At 66.0% G+C, this 15,922-nt stretch carries 21 protein-coding genes and 2 tRNA genes; 9 read left to right on the forward strand and 14 right to left on the reverse strand.

Features of this window, described 5'->3' with window-relative positions:
* Positions 1-133: 133 nt before the first annotated feature.
* Positions 134-1,048: an alpha/beta fold hydrolase gene (locus tag AB4Z44_RS20160; protein WP_404711433.1), complete on the reverse strand. Its 915-nt coding sequence runs from the start codon at positions 1,046-1,048 to the stop codon at positions 134-136.
* Between the two features lie 101 nt (positions 1,049-1,149).
* Between AB4Z44_RS20160 and AB4Z44_RS20165 the strand changes: the two genes are divergently transcribed.
* Positions 1,150-2,058 (forward strand): LysR substrate-binding domain-containing protein, encoded by a 909-nt coding sequence (locus tag AB4Z44_RS20165; protein WP_404711434.1) that lies wholly within the window; start codon positions 1,150-1,152, stop codon positions 2,056-2,058.
* Positions 2,059-2,144: 86 nt separating this feature from the next.
* Here the strand turns inward: AB4Z44_RS20165 and AB4Z44_RS20170 are convergent, their stop codons facing one another.
* Positions 2,145-2,390 (reverse strand): CsbD family protein, encoded by a 246-nt coding sequence (locus AB4Z44_RS20170; protein ID WP_404711435.1) that lies wholly within the window; start codon positions 2,388-2,390, stop codon positions 2,145-2,147.
* Positions 2,391-2,678: 288 nt separating this feature from the next.
* On the opposite strand from AB4Z44_RS20170, the gene AB4Z44_RS20175 reads away from it, so the two are divergent.
* Positions 2,679-3,128 carry a hypothetical protein gene (locus AB4Z44_RS20175; RefSeq protein WP_404711436.1) on the forward strand — a complete coding sequence of 150 codons (450 nt, stop codon included), beginning with the start codon at positions 2,679-2,681 and terminating at the stop codon, positions 3,126-3,128.
* Positions 3,129-3,166: 38 nt separating this feature from the next.
* Here the strand turns inward: AB4Z44_RS20175 and AB4Z44_RS20180 are convergent, their stop codons facing one another.
* Together AB4Z44_RS20180 and AB4Z44_RS20185 are read right to left on the reverse strand one after the other, a co-directional pair.
* A complete protein-coding gene (locus AB4Z44_RS20180; RefSeq protein ID WP_404711437.1) occupies positions 3,167-3,553 on the reverse strand; it encodes a type II toxin-antitoxin system VapC family toxin in 387 nt (128 codons plus the stop codon).
* Entirely contained in the window at positions 3,550-3,795 is a 246-nt protein-coding gene (locus AB4Z44_RS20185; RefSeq protein WP_404711438.1) for a type II toxin-antitoxin system Phd/YefM family antitoxin, read from the reverse strand. Before AB4Z44_RS20185 ends, AB4Z44_RS20180 begins: the two co-directional genes overlap by 4 nt.
* Positions 3,796-3,974: 179 nt before the next feature.
* Between AB4Z44_RS20185 and AB4Z44_RS20190 the strand changes: the two genes are divergently transcribed.
* A tRNA-Gly gene (locus AB4Z44_RS20190) sits at positions 3,975-4,048 on the forward strand.
* A gap of 8 nt (positions 4,049-4,056) precedes the next feature.
* Here AB4Z44_RS20190 and AB4Z44_RS20195 read toward each other — a convergent pair.
* The 8 genes from AB4Z44_RS20195 to ccmC all read right to left on the reverse strand — a co-directional run bounded on the left by AB4Z44_RS20195 (position 4,057) and on the right by ccmC (position 9,745).
* Entirely contained in the window at positions 4,057-4,830 is a 774-nt protein-coding gene (locus AB4Z44_RS20195) for a Crp/Fnr family transcriptional regulator (RefSeq protein WP_404711439.1), read from the reverse strand.
* A gap of 113 nt (positions 4,831-4,943) precedes the next feature.
* Entirely contained in the window at positions 4,944-5,570 is a 627-nt protein-coding gene (locus tag AB4Z44_RS20200) for a tetratricopeptide repeat protein (protein WP_404711440.1), read from the reverse strand.
* On the reverse strand, positions 5,567-5,986 hold the full coding sequence (locus AB4Z44_RS20205; RefSeq protein WP_404711441.1) for a cytochrome c-type biogenesis protein CcmH: 420 nt from the start codon (positions 5,984-5,986) through the stop codon (positions 5,567-5,569). Before AB4Z44_RS20205 ends, AB4Z44_RS20200 begins: the two co-directional genes overlap by 4 nt.
* Positions 5,983-6,513, reverse strand: coding sequence for a DsbE family thiol:disulfide interchange protein (locus AB4Z44_RS20210; RefSeq protein WP_404711442.1), 531 nt, complete (start codon positions 6,511-6,513; stop codon positions 5,983-5,985). The genes AB4Z44_RS20205 and AB4Z44_RS20210 overlap by 4 nt, the downstream gene beginning before the upstream one ends.
* Positions 6,510-8,453, reverse strand: a complete 1,944-nt coding sequence (locus AB4Z44_RS20215) for a heme lyase CcmF/NrfE family subunit (protein ID WP_404711443.1) — start codon at positions 8,451-8,453, stop codon at positions 6,510-6,512. Before AB4Z44_RS20215 ends, AB4Z44_RS20210 begins: the two co-directional genes overlap by 4 nt.
* On the reverse strand, positions 8,450-8,884 hold the full coding sequence (ccmE, locus tag AB4Z44_RS20220) for a cytochrome c maturation protein CcmE (RefSeq protein WP_404711444.1): 435 nt from the start codon (positions 8,882-8,884) through the stop codon (positions 8,450-8,452). The genes AB4Z44_RS20215 and ccmE overlap by 4 nt, the downstream gene beginning before the upstream one ends.
* A gap of 1 nt (position 8,885) precedes the next feature.
* Positions 8,886-9,032, reverse strand: a complete 147-nt coding sequence (locus tag AB4Z44_RS20225) for a hypothetical protein (RefSeq protein WP_404711445.1) — start codon at positions 9,030-9,032, stop codon at positions 8,886-8,888.
* Complete coding sequence (gene ccmC / locus AB4Z44_RS20230) at positions 9,029-9,745, reverse strand: heme ABC transporter permease CcmC (protein WP_404711446.1); 717 nt, start codon at positions 9,743-9,745, stop codon at positions 9,029-9,031. Before ccmC ends, AB4Z44_RS20225 begins: the two co-directional genes overlap by 4 nt.
* A 138-nt stretch (positions 9,746-9,883) precedes the next feature.
* On the opposite strand from ccmC, the gene AB4Z44_RS20235 reads away from it, so the two are divergent.
* Complete coding sequence (locus AB4Z44_RS20235; RefSeq protein ID WP_404711447.1) at positions 9,884-10,807, forward strand: DMT family transporter; 924 nt, start codon at positions 9,884-9,886, stop codon at positions 10,805-10,807.
* A gap of 61 nt (positions 10,808-10,868) precedes the next feature.
* Here AB4Z44_RS20235 and AB4Z44_RS20240 read toward each other — a convergent pair.
* Together AB4Z44_RS20240 and AB4Z44_RS20245 are read right to left on the reverse strand one after the other, a co-directional pair.
* A tRNA-His gene (locus AB4Z44_RS20240) sits at positions 10,869-10,945 on the reverse strand.
* A 36-nt stretch (positions 10,946-10,981) separates the two neighbouring features.
* Positions 10,982-11,245, reverse strand: coding sequence for a DUF2061 domain-containing protein (locus AB4Z44_RS20245; RefSeq protein ID WP_404711448.1), 264 nt, complete (start codon positions 11,243-11,245; stop codon positions 10,982-10,984).
* Positions 11,246-11,473: 228 nt separating this feature from the next.
* On the opposite strand from AB4Z44_RS20245, the gene cysT reads away from it, so the two are divergent.
* From cysT to era, 5 genes are all read left to right on the forward strand, one after another.
* Entirely contained in the window at positions 11,474-12,319 is an 846-nt protein-coding gene (gene cysT, locus AB4Z44_RS20250) for a sulfate ABC transporter permease subunit CysT (protein ID WP_404711449.1), read from the forward strand.
* A complete protein-coding gene (cysW, locus tag AB4Z44_RS20255; protein WP_404711450.1) occupies positions 12,316-13,236 on the forward strand; it encodes a sulfate ABC transporter permease subunit CysW in 921 nt (306 codons plus the stop codon). Before cysT ends, cysW begins: the two co-directional genes overlap by 4 nt.
* On the forward strand, positions 13,233-14,267 hold the full coding sequence (locus tag AB4Z44_RS20260; RefSeq protein WP_404711451.1) for a sulfate/molybdate ABC transporter ATP-binding protein: 1,035 nt from the start codon (positions 13,233-13,235) through the stop codon (positions 14,265-14,267). Before cysW ends, AB4Z44_RS20260 begins: the two co-directional genes overlap by 4 nt.
* Before the next feature lie 66 nt (positions 14,268-14,333).
* A complete protein-coding gene (gene rnc / locus AB4Z44_RS20265; RefSeq protein ID WP_404711452.1) occupies positions 14,334-15,008 on the forward strand; it encodes a ribonuclease III in 675 nt (224 codons plus the stop codon).
* Complete coding sequence (era, locus tag AB4Z44_RS20270; protein ID WP_404711453.1) at positions 15,005-15,898, forward strand: GTPase Era; 894 nt, start codon at positions 15,005-15,007, stop codon at positions 15,896-15,898. The genes rnc and era overlap by 4 nt, the downstream gene beginning before the upstream one ends.
* Positions 15,899-15,922: the final 24 nt, after the last annotated feature.

Genomic DNA, 15,922 nt, shown 5'->3' on the forward strand with positions numbered 1-15,922 from the left:
TGAGATCGTCCCCCCACCCGTCACTCTGAACGCATTTCAGGGTCCACCGTGCGTGCCGCACTGTCTGTGCGGAGACTCGGTGGATGCTGAAACACGTTCAGCATGACGAAGAAGATACAGATCGGCATTGTGCCTATTTGTGCGCATCCAGGAACTGGCGGACGAGCGTGACGGTCGCGGCCGGCTGCTCTTCCATCAGCCAGTGGCCCGAATTGGGGACGACCGCCTGGGTCACGTCGCTCGCGGCGAAGCGCATCACCGTCGCCATCATCGGCCCGAACGATTTCTCGCCGCCGATCGCCAGCACCGGCATGGTGAGCTTGCCCTGTGCAACGAACGCCTTGTCGTCGATCGCATCCTGGTCGAACGCCGCGAATTGGGCGAAGCCGGCATGCATCGCGCCCGGCATGGCGTAGATCGCGGTATAATGGACGCGCGATGCCTCGCTGAACCGTTCGGGCCGCGCCGAGAACTCGTTCCAGAAGCGATCGAGATAGATGCGCTCGCGCCCGGCGACGAGTCGCTCCATGTCCGGTCCGCCGAAGCGGAAATGCCAGAGCAAGGGGTTCTTCAAAATCTCGTCCCACGGGCCGATGCCGGGCAGGGGCGCGTCCATCAGCACGAAACGGGTCACGCGCGTCCGGTTTTGCGCGGCAAAGGCATAGCCCACCATATTGCCGATATCGTGGGTGACGAGATCGGCCTTGGGGATCGCCAGCGCATCGAGCACGCCGGATATGTCCTGCCCCTGAGTCTTCTTGTCATAGCCGCCCGCCGGCCGCGCCGAGAGGCCCATGCCGCGCAGATCGGGCACGATCACGGTATGATCGCGCGCCAGATCGGCTGCGAGCGGCGCCCACATGTCACCGGTTTCGCCATAGCCGTGGAGCAGGATCACCGCGGGGCCTTTGCCCCCGATCCTGACATGCAGGGTCGTGCCGTTGGTGGCGATCTCCTGCGTATGAAAGCTGGCCGGATAAGGCTCCACCTGCGCCGCCGCCGGAATCGCCAATAAAGCCCCCGCGACAGCGGCGAATATCCTCATCATGCTATATCTCCCCATTGATCCTGCTGGACAGGAAGATGGGCGAACCGCATCGTGCGCACTAGCCGGCGCTATCCGAAACCGGCTTTCGGGAATGCCGAACGATGATGAAGCTCGATGGCGTGGCGGCATTCGTGTGGGTCGCGGAATCCGGTTCGATCAGCGAGGCGGCGCGGCGACTGGGCCTGGCCAAATCGGTGGTGAGCGAAAGGCTCGCCGAGCTGGAACGTAGCCTCGGCGTGACCCTGATGCAGCGCACCACCCGTAAACTCGCGTTGACCGAGGACGGCGATGCGTTTCTCCCGCGGGCGCGGCGGATCGTGCATGAGGCGACCGAAGCGGCAGCGGAACTGTCCGAACGGCGCGGTACCCTGTCGGGCCCGTTGCGGCTGGCGGGCCCGGTCGGGTTCGGCGTTCTTCATCTGGGGCCTGCCATCTATTCGTTCCTGGCGGCACATCCGGCGATCGATCTGACCTTGGATTTGGACGATCGCTTCGTCGATATCGCGTCGGACGGTTATGATGCGGTCATCCGCCACGGCCCGATCCGCGACAGCCGGCTGATCGCCAAAAGGCTGGGGGCGAGCCGTCGTATCCTGGTGGCGTCGCCCGCGTTTCTCGAAGCGCATGGCACGCCGGCTTGCGTCGCCGATCTCGAGCAATGCTGCGCGATCCTCTACACCAACCGCAATACCGACTGGCGGTTTCGCGATGGCGAGAAGGAGATCGTGGTCAGGCCTCGCGCGGCGTTGCGTGTCAACAACGGCATCGTCATGCGGGATGCCGCGATCGCGGGACTCGGTATCACCCTGCTCCCTGCTTTCTTCGCGCATCAGGCGGTAACGGCAGGTGCGCTGCGGCGTGTGGATGTCGGCGCGGAGGCGGAAGGGGCGGAGCTCCACATCGCCTATCCCGCCAATCGCAACTCGTCGGCCAAGATCATCGCCCTGACCGCATGGCTGCGGCAATGCTTCGGCGCGCCGCCTTATTGGGAACTGCCGGCCGCACTCTAGGTAGCGCCCGGCGGGAGTCGTTTTGCCCCCAGCGAAGTCGAGGGACTATTCAGTCCGTCCGACTTCGCTCGACGCGACGGTCTTCTTCAGGCGGTCTTGCCCCGCAATGTGTTCAACAGCGCCAGCCCGACCACGCCGGCCAGGGCCGCCGAAGCAAACGGGCGCTCCCGGGCGAAGTCACGCGCCTTGCCATAGGCATTCTGCGCGATGCCGCTGATCTGATCGGCGACGCCCGATGCCTGCAATTGCTCGTCGCCGGTCGCCTTGCCGACCACTTCCTTGATCTGGCCGCCGACGTTGGTACCCTGGCCCGCAAGCGTATCGCTGTTCATGATGGTCCTTTCGCATCCGACGATGATTGTCGGGATCGCGAACCAAAACTCCCGCGCGCGCAAAAGGTGCCTTGGTCCGCAGCCGTCCAGCGCATTTCCGGGATCGAATCGCTTGCCTTCATGTTCTCTTTGTGTTCTTTTCGACGTGTTCTGGAGGATGGCGCGGCCCCATCCCGATAGGAGATTGTCATGCGGAAACACGTGCGGCGTCAGGCGGCTGCGCGGGCGATTTTGAGCGCCTGCGAAACGGCGATCACGCAGCAGGGGCTGATCTAGATGGCGGCGGCGGTGTCCCGGCCATCGGATGGACCCTGCCAGCTGTGGCTGGATGTAGCGCGCCCGATCCAGACGCGCCCGCGCGTCACGCCCGAGCAACGCGAGCGCCGGGCGAAGAGTGATTTCGTGGCGTCGGTCGGCAGCCAGATGGAACTCCGCATGGTCGCTGCCCCCGCAGTCGTCGCGCCGGCCGAGACGCCGCCGCCGATCCGCGCCCGGCCGAAGACCGAATATGCCGCCCCCCTTGAGGCCCCGCGCGCGCCATCGTTTGCGGCATGGCTCCTCAACCAGACCAAACAATCGGGAACGTTGGGCGAACTGGCCAAGGCCGCGAAGCTCGACCGGCTATTCCCGAGGACCGGCAGCGCCGACGATGTCCGCGCGCGTTTCAGCGCGGCCGGCGCGGATGGGGATGCGTTCGAGGCGCTGGACGACGCGGAGCGCACGTTCGATCGGTTGTAGGAAATCCCCGGTTCGGGGACGATTTCAAACGCGTTTCGTCAAACCTTCAAGATCGAACCCGGATAGCCGTCCAGCTTGTCGTCCGCGGTGACGAGGGTCAGCCCCTCGACCAGAGCCTGCGCCACGAGGATGCGGTCGAAGGGATCCCTGTGAAGGTCCGGCAAGCGATCGATCGAGACGGCGTGCTCGCTCGTCAGCCCGAGTTCGATATAGCCGTTATCGAGCAGGCCGCGCCGGAGGAGGCGCGGATCGACCTGGAAATCCGGACGATCGAGCATGCGTTTGATCGCAACTTCCCACAGGCTCGCGGCGCTGAAGAGAAGATCATTGTGCTGGTCCTCGATCAGCGCGCGCGCCGCCGCGGAGAGCCGGTCCGGATGGCCGGCCGCCCAAAGGAGGAGGTGCGTGTCGAGAAGCAGCTTCACCCTTCACCATCGAAGGATGCGGCGATCGTCTCATCACCCATAGTGTCGAAATCGTCTGGAACGGTGATCCGATCCTTGAGGAAGCCGAGCCGGCGGCGTTGGTGCGGTTCGGGCGCATCGAGCGGCATCACCTTGACCATGGGACGCCCGGCCTTGGCGATCACGAATGCCTCACCACGCGCCGCACGCTCGACGAGACGCGACAGATGGGTCTTGGCGTCGTGGATGTTCACCGTTTCCATGGCAACTCTTCGATGTGGACTAGACTAGATAGACTAAGTCTAGCATGCATCAAGTCGATAGGCGCTACCGAATCTTCGTTGACGATGACGCTGGCGCCGTGGCACTGGGAGCGCGACGCTGACGCATGCCGCAGGACGGCGGCGTGCCAAGTGGTTTGACGGCGCCAGCGCGTCGTGTTGCGGGTGTAGCTCAATGGTAGAGCAGAAGCTTCCCAAGCTTACGACGAGGGTTCGATTCCCTTCACCCGCTCCATGCCGCGATCAGCGCGGCGTTTGCTCCGCATAGAGATAGGTCGGATCGAAGCCCGCGAAATCGCGCAGTTTCTGCAGGTCCGGAATCGAGGCGAGGCCGTCGCGGACGATCGCGAGTTCGGATTCGCGCAATTTGCGCAACGTGCGGTTGATGTGGACCGCGGTAAGCCCCGCCATGTCCGCCAGATCGCCCTGCGTCAGATCGAGCACGAACCCCTGATCGGTCGCGAGGCCGACGATCGCGAGGCGGACCTGCATTTCGCATAAGAGGTGCGCGACCTTCACCGCCGCCGAATGGCTGGTGCGTGCGATCCATTCGCGATGGACCGCGGCGTCGATCACCGTCAGCAGCCAGAGCATCCTCGCCAGATGCGGCTCGGTCTCGGTCAGGCGGCGGAGCGCAACGTGGGGGAAGAGCGCGACCTTGACGTCGGTCAGCGCAGTCACGTCATGATCGAGCTTCTTGAGCAACAGGCTGTGCAGATCGACGAAATCGCCCGCGATATGCAACGCCACGATCTGGCGGCGACCGACCGCCGAACTGAATTCGCGCGCGAGCATCCCCTCGATCAGGAGCGTGCTGGCCTCGGCCGGGCGGTGCGCGCGGATCAATGTGTTGCCGGCCGGATGGATCCGGATCTCGCCCACCGCCGCGGCCAGCGCATCGCGTTCGCGCTCGGATACGCTGTCGCGCCGCTCCAGCGCGCGCACCAGTGCATCGACGACGTGGCCGTTGTTTTCCATATTCGTCAGCGGCGATGCCACACCCCCCGGTCGCGACATCAAAGACCCGCCGGCACAGCGTGCCGTTCAAACATGAGGTGTGCAATCCTTATACCGGGCGGGCTAAGATGTCGGCCGTTACGGGCCGAACGTCAATCACATGGATCAGGCCGTCAACCACCTGCTCGCACGCGCGCCAGCACCGCGAGTTTCTGGCCGATAAGCGGCCGCCACGGCGCATCGGCAGGGGAGGTGGCGAGGATCTGGCGCCAGATCTTCTCGGCAGTGTCGAGATCGCCCATCTGCGCATAATCGAGCGCCATGAAATAGGCCGGCGCCGGATTCTTGGGCGCGAGCATCGAGGCATGTTCGAACGCATAGCGCGCCGGTGGGGTCACCACGCCATCGGCATACGTCACGAGCGCGTTGGCAAGCCCGAGCCACAGGATCATGCTGTCGGGTGCGCGCTGGATCCCACCGCGCAGGACGGCGATCGCATAATCGGGGTCGTTCGACTTGATCAGATTGTCGGCCGCATCGAGCACCTGGACCTCGGGCCCGACCGTACCGAGCCAGATCTTGCGCTCGTCGGCGAACAGGGTGTCCGACGCGGGATGGTTGGCCCGTGGCGGGGTCGGCTTGCCGATCAGGGCCGGACTGCCCTGCCACGCATAGCCGGCGATCCCGAGCATCAAAGCGGCGCCGAGCAGTTCGAGTGCGCCGCGCTTCGGACGCGCCACCAGGATCAGGCCGCCGAGAGTGACGGCCGCAAGCACGAACAGGATGATCCAGCCGCTCATCGCCGTCGCCTCCGCAGGGTGCCGCCCGCGACGACGATGCCGAGCAGCAGGAACAAAACCGGTGCCGCCCATAGCGCGAAGGTCATACGATCGAGCGGCGGCTCATAGGTCACCCAATTACCGTAGCGCCGCACCAGCCAGGCGCGGATCGATTCGGGCGTCTCGCCGGCCTGGATTCGCTGGCGAATCAGGCTGCGCATGTCGCCGGCCAGTTCGGCATTGCTGTCGGCGATCGACTGGCCCTGGCAGACGAGGCAGCGGATCGTTTCCATCAGCGCCTTGGCCTCGGCCTCCTTGGCCGGATCGGCGAGCTGGGTGTCGGACAAAGCGGCTGCCGGCATGTTGCTGTCGGCGGCGGCAGACGTCGCCAGTGCAAGGCATAAAGCCAGCGCCAGAGCAGGGCGGAGCGCTTTCATCCGGCGTTCTTCACGGCGGCGATCACACCCGCGACATCGTCGGGATTGATCGGGCCGATCGTCTGCTGGACGATGTGACCCTTGCCGTCGACGACGAAGCTTTCGGGCACGCCCGAAGATCCCATCGCGATCTGGACCTGGCTCGCATTGTCGGCGCCGATCTTCTGGAACGGGTTGCCGTAACGCTGGAGGAAACCGGCGACCGCTTCGGGCCGATCGCGGATCGCGATGCCGACGATCGGCACGCCCGCATCGGCGATCTGCCGAAGCTGCGGCGCCTCGGCCGCGCACGGCACGCACCAGCTGGCGAAGATGTTGACGAGATGCGGCTTGCCCTGCGCCAGTTCGGCGCTGCTGACGCCGGCCACGCCAGGGGTCGCCGCCGGGAGCGTGAAATCGGGCATGCTCGCGCCGATCATCTTCGACGTGATCGAGGTCGAATTGGGTTTGGCGAGCCCGTACATCATGAAGGCCGCGAGCAGGATGAAGGTCACCAGCGGCGCCCACTTGATCGTCTGGCCCTTCATGCCAACACCTCCCGCCGCCGCGCGCGGGTCTCGCGCCAGACGCGTCCGACCAAGGCGAGCACCCCGCCGAGCGCGACCAGCGCGCCGCCCAGCCAGATGAGGGTGACGAACGGCTTCCACCACAGCCGCAGCTGCCAGCGTCCGTCATCGGCCTGCTTGCCGAGCACGGCATAAAGCTGGCCATCGAGCACGGTCATGATCGCGCTTTCGCTCGTTTCGGTCGCAGGCGACCAATAAGCGCGCGCCTGCGGCAAGAGAAGGGTCGGATCGCCCGCGCCGCGCCGCGCCTCGAGGCTGGCCTGCATCGCCTCCCAATTCTCGCCGAAGGTGGGTTCGACCTTGGCGAAACGCACCGCATAGGGCCCGACCTCGACCGTATCGCCGATCCGCGCCGCGACGAGCCGCTCGACCGTGAAGGCGCTCTCGCTCGCCATGCCGGCCAGGCTGACGGCGATGCCGAGATGCGCGATCACCATGCCGTACGTGTGGAGCGGCGTGCGGCGCAGGTTGCGGCCCCACAATGGCGCAAGGCTGGCCACGCCGACGCCGATCGCGAGCGCGAGGCCCAGCAGCGGCAAGATACCGATCGTCGGCGCGGAGAGCTTGACCGCGATCAGCGCGATCACCACCAACGCTGCCGCCGGCGCGATGCGGCGGAGCAGCGGGCCGATCTCCTCGCGCCGCCAGCGCATCAGCGGACCGGCCGCCATCACGACCATGATCGCCAGCCCGACCGGGCCGGCCGCGCTATTGAAATAGGGGGGGCCGACCGAGATCTGCCCGCCGAACGCCTCGACGACCAACGGATAGAGCGTGCCGATCAGCACGATCCCCAGCACCGCCGACAGCAGCAGATTGTTCACCACCAGCGCGCCCTCGCGGCTGACCGCATCGAAGCGCGATCCCGCGCGCACCGTGCCGATGCGCAGCGCGAACAGCGCCAGGGCGCCGCCGATATAGATCAGCAGCAGGGCGAGCAGAAAGCTGCCGCGCCGCGGATCGACCGCAAACGCGTGGACGCTCGTGAGAATGCCCGAGCGCACGAGGAAGGTGCCGACCATGCTCATCGAGAAGGCCACCACCGCCAGCATCACGGTCCAGGCGCGCAGGCCGTCGCGCGTCGCCAGCACGGTCACCGAATGAAGCAAGGCCGTCGCCGCGAGCCACGGCATGAGGGACGCATTCTCGACCGGGTCCCAGAACCACCAGCCGCCCCAGCCGAGCTCGTAATACGACCAGTAGCTGCCCGCGGTGATGCCGATCGTCAGCAGCACCCACGCGCCCAGCACCCACGGCCGCATCGCGCGGGCGAAGGCCGGGCCGACATCGCGCGTGACCAAGGCGCCGATCGCGAAGGAGAAAGCGATCGAGAGGCCGACATAGCCCATGTAGAGCGATGGCGGATGGAAGGCGAGGCCGGGGTCCTGCAGCAGCGGGTTGAGCCCCTGGCCCTCGGCCGGCGCCGGGGTGATTCGCGCGAACGGGTTCGAGGCGAACAGCAGGAAGGCGTAGAAGCCGATTCCGATCACCGCCTGCCCGCCCAGAGTGGCGATCAAAGTGCGCTCTTCGAGTCGCCGCTCGAGCAGCGCGACCGCGGCCCCGGCTATCGCCAGGATCGTCACCCACATCAGCATCGAGCCTTCGTGATTCCCCCACGTGCCGGCAAAGCGGTAGAGCAGGGGCTTCTCGCTATGGTCATTCTGGGCGACGAGCAGGACCGAGAGATCGACGCGGATGAACAGCCAGATGAGAGTGGCAAAAGCCAGCGCGGTGAGCAGCGCCTGTGCGACCGCGACGGGGCGCACGAGCGGGAGGAGCTGGTCGGCGACACCCTCTCCCTTGCCGGTGAGCGAGCGCGTCACCGCCACCGACAGCATCAGCTGAAGCACGCACAGCGCGGCCCCCAGCCACAGAGCGGCAAGGCCGGCCTCGGCGATCACTTCTTCAGGCTTTCGGATTTGTGCATCGCGCCCGCGACCTGCGGCGGCATGTAGCGCTCATCATGCTTGGCGAGGATCGAATCGGCGACGAAGGTACCGGCCGCGTCGAAGCGTCCGTCGGCAACCACCCCCGATCCTTCGCGGAACAGGGCCGGTACGATGCCCGAGAAGCGCACCGGCACGCTCGCGGCATTGTCGGTCACGACGAAATCGATCGTGACGCCGTCGGGCCGGCGCTTGAGCGAGCCGCTGGTCACCATCCCGCCGAGCCGCACGGCGGTTCCCGGCGCGACATGATCCTTCATCACGTCGCTCGGCGTGTAGAAATAGGCGGCCTGGTCCTTGAGCGCCGACATGGCGAGCAGAGCCGCACCGAGCACCGCCACCACCGCCAGCAGAGCCAGCGTGAGCCGTTGATTCTTCGCCTTCACGTCAGCTCTTTCGGTTGCGGTCGAGCGCGTCGGCGCGCGCCTCGGCCCGGCGCAATGCGACGAACGACCAGATGGCGAGCCCGATCGTGCCGCCGACGGCAATCCCATAGGCCGCGAGCACGAACGGCCAGGCGATTCCAGGCGTCACGCCGAGGCCATCCTCTTGAGCCGCGCCTCGACCTTCGCCTCGGCCAGCATCGCGCGCATTCGCATCAGGACGATGCTCGCGAAGATCAACGTGAAGCCCAGCGCCGATAGCGGCAGCGGCCACAGGATGCTGCTGTCGATGGTCGAGCTGGTCAGGCCGATGCTCTGGCCCTGGTGGAGCGTCTTCCACCACAGGACCGAATAATGGATGATCGGCAGGTTGATCGCGCCGACGATGCCGAAGATTGCACTGATCCTTTGCCCGCTCTCCTCGCGGCCCGACGCATTCGCGAGCGCGATATAGGCGAGGTAGAGGAAGAACATGACCAGCATCGAGGTCAGCCGCCCGTCCCATTGCCACCATGTGCCCCAGGTCGGCCGGCCCCAGATCGATCCGGTCAGCAGACAGATCGCGGCATAGACCGCACCCGGCGCCGCCATCGCGCGCGCGGCGACGCTGGCGAGCGGGTGACGCCAGACGAGCTGCATGAAGCTCGCGACCGCGATTCCGCTCCAACCCGCCATGCCGAGCCAGGCGGCGGGAACGTGGATGTAGATGATGCGGACGGTATCGCCCTGCAGATAATCGGGTGGGGTCAGGAAGAGGCCGCCGGCGAGTGCGAATGCCGTCAGCAATGCGCCGCTCAGGCCGAACCACAAGGTCAGCGGGCGGGCAAGGCGCAGGAAGCGGACGGGATTGGCGAAGCGGTGCATAGAGCTCAGGCGATGGCCTTAGAACAGAGACGAGCCGGGTGGAAAGGCTTTCGCTAATCGCACCTCCTTTGCCGCCCCCTGAACGATGGCCGAACGATCGGGATTGCGATTCGGCATTTCGGCCGCCAAGCGCTCGCCATGGCCGCAGCCTCGTTCTCCTCCCCGCCCGAGCGGCGTATGCTGGGTGTTGGCCTGCGCATCGTTTCGGCCACGGCGTTCGCCTGCATGTCGGGCCTGCTCAAGCTGGCGAGCGGGCATGGCGTGAATACCGCGGAGATGATCTTCTACCGCAATGCCGGCGCGATGCCGATCGTGGCGGCGTGGGTGGCATTCGGGCCGGGCTGGCGCGCGATCCGGACCCGCCGTCCGATCGCGCACGTCACGCGATCGGGGCTGGGGCTGGTGGCGATGTTGCTCTCGTTCGGGACGCTCTCGCTGCTGCCGTTGGGCGAGGCGACCGCGCTCACCTATGCCGCGCCGATCCTCTCGACCCTGCTGTCGGCCCTGTTCCTGCGCGAGGTGGTCGGCGTGCACCGCTGGACGGCAGTGGCGACCGGCTTTGCCGGAGTGCTCCTGGTCGTCCACCCGACCGGCGAGAGCCTGCCGATCTTGGGCGTGATCACCGGCATCTGCGCCGCCTTCGGCCAGGCCGCGGTGATGATCACCGTCCGCCAGATCAGCCGCAGCGAGACGATCGCCTCGATCGTCTTCTGGTTCACGACGATGACGATGCTCGCCGGCGCGCTGATGCTCCCGGTCTTCGGCCATACCCACGATGGCATCACCTATGCGATGCTGTTCGGTGCCGGCCTGTGCGGCGGCTGCGCGCAGATCACGATGACCGGATCGCTCCGTCACGCCCCCGTCGCGGTGGTGATGCCGTTCGATTATCTCCAGATCGTATGGGGAATAGCGTTCGGCTGGCTGATCACGACATTGCCGCCAACCCCGACGACGCTGGGCGGCGCGGCACTGATCGCGGCGAGCGGGATCTATACCGCCTGGCGCGAGAGCAAGCGCGGCTACGAGCCGGCGCAGGCGCAGGTCGTGCCCGAAGCATGAAATCCTCCCCGGCCCGGGGAGGATTTTGGGCCGCCCCGTTCGGAGCGTAAATCATAAGAAGTGGGGCGATCGACGGGGATTGAACCCGCAACCTCCGGTACCACAAACCGGCGCTCTAACCAATTGAGCTACGATCGCCACAGGGGGTGCTGCGCTTCAACGCAGACGCGCCCCTTAAGAGCCAGTGGGCGGGCTGGTCAAGGTCGGTGAGTGAGGAAGCCTCGCATGACCCCACGGAACCAGCGCCCAAACCCGCTCGTGAAAATAATAAAGCAGGATCTTGGTCACCACCTCGGTGCCCGCGATCGAGCCGGCGACCTTCACGTCGGAGGTGAAGATCAGCCCGAGCACGAACGTGTCGATCGAACCCAACGTGCGCCAGCTGATCGCCTTTACGATCGAGCGCGGATGTGATTCGCGACCTCGAAACAGAAACATGGGCTTGCCCTTCCCGTGCGATATCTGGAGCAGCCGGGGCGGCAGTGGACATCTGCACCGTCGGCGGCTTTGTGGTTAAGCCAGTCTATTTAGCCGTATATATGAATTGCATGGACAACATATCCTAGCTCCGTAGTAGGAAACCCGTCCAAGATTCGCGCGATATGGGGCTTTCATGATGATTTCCGGCGACCGGTCGCCCGCTAGCGAGCGCGGCTGAGCGTGGCAATGTCTGCCACGGCAAGGCGGCGCGCACGCGCGCCCGGCACGGTGCTGCCGGGCTTCGGGCTTACGCTCGGCTTCGCCATATTCTATCTCTCGATCATCGTGTTGCTCCCGCTCTCGACCGTGTTCGTGAAGAGCGCGGGTATGGGCCCGACCGCGTTCGCGCATGCGGCGTTCAACACGCGCACGTTGATGGCCTATCGGCTGAGCTTCGGCGCGGCGGCGGCGGCGGCGGCGATCAACATGGTGACCGGGCTGCTCGTCGCCTGGATCCTCGTGCGCTATGAATTTCCGGGCAAACGGCTGATCTCGGCGATGGTCGACCTGCCGTTCGCGTTGCCAACCGCGGTCGCGGGCATTTCGCTCACGGCAATCTATGCCAATACCGGGATCGTCGGAAGCTGGCTGGCGCCGCTCGGGATCAAGATCGCCTACACGCCGCTCGGCATCGTTTTTGCGCTGATCTTCATCGGGCTGCCGTTCGTGGTGCGCTCGGTCGAACCGGTGCTGGCCGATGTTGGTGCCGACGTCGAGGAGGCGGCCGCCTCGCTTGGCGCCGGGCGCTTCACCACTTTCCGGCGGGTGATCCTGCCTGCCGTCGCGCCCGCGCTCATCACCGGCTTCGCGCTCGCCTTCGCGCGCGGCATCGGCGAATATGGATCGATCATCTTCATCGCCGGCAACATGCCGTTCTCCACCGAGATCGCCCCCCTGAGGATCGTCCAGCAGCTCGAGCAATTCGATTATGCCGGCGCTACCGCGATCGCCACGGTGATGCTGCTGTTCTCGTTCGGCATGCTGCTGGTGATCAACCTGATCCAGGTGTGGTCGCGCGGGAGGATGGCATGAACGCGCCGCGCGAGAGCGAATGGATGCGCCGGCTGTTGATCGGGCTGGCGCTGATCTTCCTGCTCTTCTTCCTCCTGCTGCCTTTGCTGACCGTCTTCGCACAGGCGATGCCGGCAGCGATTGCGGGATTGGCGCTTGCCGGACGCGCCGTCGCGCATGGCGCGATCGGCAGTGCCGTCAGCCATGTCATCGGCGGGTTCGGCACCGCATGGGGCGCCTATACCGGCGCGATCGACAATGCCGACGCGCTCGCCGCGATCCGGCTGACATTGATCACCGCGGCGATCGCGGTGCCGCTCAACCTGGTCTTCGGGCTTGCCGCATCCTGGGCGATCACCAAGTTCGATTTCCGCTTCAAGGGCTTCCTGATCACCCTGATCGACCTGCCGCTGTCGGTCTCTCCGGTGGTGGGCGGCATGATCTACATCCTGATGTTCGGTGCGAACGGCTGGATCGGGCCATGGCTGGCCGAGCATGATGTGCAGATCGTGTTCGCGGTGCCGGGCATCGTGCTCGCCACCACCTTCGTCACCTTTCCCTTCGTCGCGCGCGAGCTGATCCCGCTGATGACCGAGCAGGGGCGCGACGACGAGGAGGCCGCCGTCTCGCTCGGCGCGAATGGCTGGCAGACCTTCTGGCACGTCACCCTGCCCAATGTCCGCTGGGGGCTGCTCTACGGGGTGCTGCTGTGCAACGCCCGCGCGATGGGCGAGTTCGGCGCGGTCTCGGTCGTCTCGGGCCATATCCGCGGCGAGACCAACACGATGCCGCTGGAGATCGAGATCCTCTACAACGAATATAATTTCCAGGCGTCCTTCGCGGTCGCTTCGCTGCTGGCGCTGCTCGCGCTGGTGACATTGGTGGTCAAGACGCTGCTCGAATGGCGCTACGGCCAAACTGGGGGCGCACGGCATTGACCGCCATTACTGTTCAAGACGTCACGCGCCGGTTCGGCCGCTTTCCGGCGCTCGACAGCGTCGATCTGCAGGTCGAATCGGGCGAATTCCTGGCGCTGCTCGGCCCTTCGGGTTCGGGCAAGACGACTTTGCTGCGCATCCTTGCCGGCCTCGATTTCGCCGATGAAGGCGCGGTCCTGTTCGATGGCGAGGACGTGTCGGCGGTGCCGATCGCGGCGCGCAAGGTGGGCTTCGTCTTCCAGCAATATGCGTTGTTCCGCCACATGACGGTGGCCGACAACGTCGCCTTCGGGATGACGGTGCGCAAGCGCAGCGAACGCCCGGCCAAGGCCGCAATCAAGGCAAGGGTCGAGGAGTTGCTCCAGCTCGTCCAGCTCGGCGGCCTGGGCGAACGCTACCCGGCGCAGCTTTCCGGCGGCCAGCGCCAGCGCGTCGCACTCGCCCGCGCGCTCGCGGTCGAGCCGCGCATCCTGCTGCTCGACGAGCCCTTCGGCGCGCTCGACGCCAAGGTGCGCAAGGATCTGCGACGCTGGCTGCGCGAACTGCACGATCGCGTCGGCCTCACCTCGATCTTCGTGACCCACGATCAGGAGGAGGCGATCGAACTCGCCGATCGTATCGTCGTCGTCAACAAGGGCCAGATCGAACAGGTCGCGACCCCCGAAGAGCTTTACGCCAATCCCGCGTCGGCGTTCGTGTTCGATTTCGTCGGCGAATCGAACCAGTTGCCGGTGACGGTGTCGAGCGGCGCGATCCGCTTCGGCGATCGGGCGCTGGATATAAGCGCGGCCGATGCCGCCGATGGACCTGCAACCCTGTTCTTCCGCCCGCACCATTTCCGCCTGGCCGATGGCGAGAGCGCGATCCTGGCCAATGTCACGCACGTCCGTCCGAAAGGTGGGATATTCCGGGTCGAGGGCGTGATCGCAGGTGCCGATGGGCTGTTGGAACTCGATTATGCCGAAAATGCCCCGGCGACGGGTACGCAGATCGCGGTATTGCCGACCCAGTTCCGGCTCTTCCCGCGCTAAAGCGCCTCCCTGTCGCGCAACGGGGAGGCGCTTTAATAAGTCGCCCCACCGCGTTAAGGGCTACGGATGGCGGACACCGCACTTTCCGACTGGATCACGAAGGCCCTCGGCCACACGCCCCGCGATCCCGGGTTGTTTTCGCGTGCCCTCACGCACGGCAGCCAGGGCGGGCCAAGCTATGAGCGGCTTGAATTCCTCGGTGATCGCGTGCTCGGCCTCGCGGTCGCGGACTGGCTCTATGGCCGTTTTCCCGACGAGCCCGAAGGCAAGCTCTCGGCACGGCTGAACGCCCTCGTCAGCCGCGAGAGCTGCGCCGATATCGGCCGCGCGATCGGTGTTCCGGAACGCCTGATCCTGGGCAAGCAGGCGCGCGAGGACGGTGCGACGCTCAGCGACAATGTCGTCGGCGATGCGGTCGAGGCGCTGATCGGCGCATTGTTCCGCGAGACGGATTTCCCCACCACGTCGGCCTTCGTTCGCCGCGCCTGGGGGCCGAAACTCGATCTGCTGATCGAGGCGCCCAAGCATCCCAAGTCGGGCCTGCAGGAATGGGCGGCGGCACACCAGTGCCGTCCTCCGGTCTATACGCTCGAAGGCCGCAGTGGGCCGCATCATGCGCCGCGCTTCACGGTCCGGGTCGAGGTCGGCGGCAAGAAAGGCGGCAGCGCTACCGCCGAAGGAACATCCAAGCAGGAGGCCGAGACTGCGGCCGCTGCAACCCTGCTGGAGCAGCTGACATGACCCAACATTGCGGCCTGATCGCGGTCGTCGGCGCGCCCAATGCGGGCAAGTCGACTTTGGTCAATGCATTGGTCGGCCAGAAGGTCGCGATCGTCAGTCCCAAGGCGCAGACGACGCGCGCGCGGCTGATGGGCATCGCGATCGAGGGCGAGGCGCAATTGCTGCTGGTCGATACGCCCGGCATATTCACGCCGCAACGCCGGCTCGATCGGGCAATGGTCGCTGCCGCCTGGGGCGGTACCGAAGGCGCGGACCTGATCGCGCTCGTGATCGATTCGAAGGGCCGCTTCAACGCGGCCGCGCGCGCGGTGGTCGAGGCTGTCGCAGCCCGGTCCGAACCCAAGATCGTGATCCTCAACAAGGTCGATATCGCCGACAAGGGGCCGCTGCTCGGCCTGGCCTCCGAACTGCAGGCGCTGTTGAATCCGGAAGCGATCTTCTTCGTCTCCGCGCTGTCGGGCGATGGTGTGCCCGAGCTCAAGGCCGATCTTGCGCGGCGCATGCCGGAAGGCGCGTGGCATTATCCCGAGGACCAGGTCTCCGACGCATCCGAACGGATGCTCGCGGCCGAGGTGACGCGCGAGCAGCTCTATCTGCAGCTGCGTGCCGAGCTGCCCTACGACAGCGCGGTCGAGACCGAGAAATATGAGGAGCGCCGCGACGGATCGGTCGCGATCCACCAGCAGATCCTCGTCGCGCGCGAGACGCAGCGGGCGATCATCCTCGGCGCGCGCGGCGCACGGCTGAAGGAGATCGGCCAGAAAGCGCGCGAGGAACTGGCGCGCATCACCGGCCAGACGGTGCACCTGTTCCTCCACGTCAAGGTCAACCCGCGCTGGGAGGAAGATCGCAGCCTCTATCGCGATATCGGCCTGGAGTGGGTGGACTAGCCCGCAGGCTTGCACACTCTCCCA

This window comes from Sphingomonas sp. MMS24-J13 (assembly GCF_044905095.1).
Lineage (GTDB): Bacteria > Pseudomonadota > Alphaproteobacteria > Sphingomonadales > Sphingomonadaceae > Sphingomonas_I.

What these genes read in the sequence shown, in the direction of transcription:
- AB4Z44_RS20185 (WP_404711438.1), bottom strand. Translation starts at nt 3,795, where the DNA reads ATGGAAACGGTGAACATCCACGACGCCAAGACCCATCTGTCGCGTCTC.
- AB4Z44_RS20165 (WP_404711434.1), top strand. Translation starts at nt 1,150, where the DNA reads ATGATGAAGCTCGATGGCGTGGCGGCATTCGTGTGGGTCGCGGAATCC.
- rnc (WP_404711452.1), top strand. Translation starts at nt 14,334, where the DNA reads ATGGCGGACACCGCACTTTCCGACTGGATCACGAAGGCCCTCGGCCAC.
- AB4Z44_RS20160 (WP_404711433.1), bottom strand. Translation starts at nt 1,048, where the DNA reads ATGATGAGGATATTCGCCGCTGTCGCGGGGGCTTTATTGGCGATTCCG.
- AB4Z44_RS20235 (WP_404711447.1), top strand. Translation starts at nt 9,884, where the DNA reads ATGGCCGCAGCCTCGTTCTCCTCCCCGCCCGAGCGGCGTATGCTGGGT.
- AB4Z44_RS20245 (WP_404711448.1), bottom strand. Translation starts at nt 11,245, where the DNA reads ATGTTTCTGTTTCGAGGTCGCGAATCACATCCGCGCTCGATCGTAAAG.
- AB4Z44_RS20195 (WP_404711439.1), bottom strand. Translation starts at nt 4,830, where the DNA reads ATGTCGCGACCGGGGGGTGTGGCATCGCCGCTGACGAATATGGAAAAC.
- cysT (WP_404711449.1), top strand. Translation starts at nt 11,474, where the DNA reads ATGTCTGCCACGGCAAGGCGGCGCGCACGCGCGCCCGGCACGGTGCTG.
- cysW (WP_404711450.1), top strand. Translation starts at nt 12,316, where the DNA reads ATGAACGCGCCGCGCGAGAGCGAATGGATGCGCCGGCTGTTGATCGGG.
- era (WP_404711453.1), top strand. Translation starts at nt 15,005, where the DNA reads ATGACCCAACATTGCGGCCTGATCGCGGTCGTCGGCGCGCCCAATGCG.
- AB4Z44_RS20210 (WP_404711442.1), bottom strand. Translation starts at nt 6,513, where the DNA reads ATGAAGGGCCAGACGATCAAGTGGGCGCCGCTGGTGACCTTCATCCTG.
- AB4Z44_RS20205 (WP_404711441.1), bottom strand. Translation starts at nt 5,986, where the DNA reads ATGAAAGCGCTCCGCCCTGCTCTGGCGCTGGCTTTATGCCTTGCACTG.
- AB4Z44_RS20170 (WP_404711435.1), bottom strand. Translation starts at nt 2,390, where the DNA reads ATGAACAGCGATACGCTTGCGGGCCAGGGTACCAACGTCGGCGGCCAG.
- AB4Z44_RS20200 (WP_404711440.1), bottom strand. Translation starts at nt 5,570, where the DNA reads ATGAGCGGCTGGATCATCCTGTTCGTGCTTGCGGCCGTCACTCTCGGC.
- ccmC (WP_404711446.1), bottom strand. Translation starts at nt 9,745, where the DNA reads ATGCACCGCTTCGCCAATCCCGTCCGCTTCCTGCGCCTTGCCCGCCCG.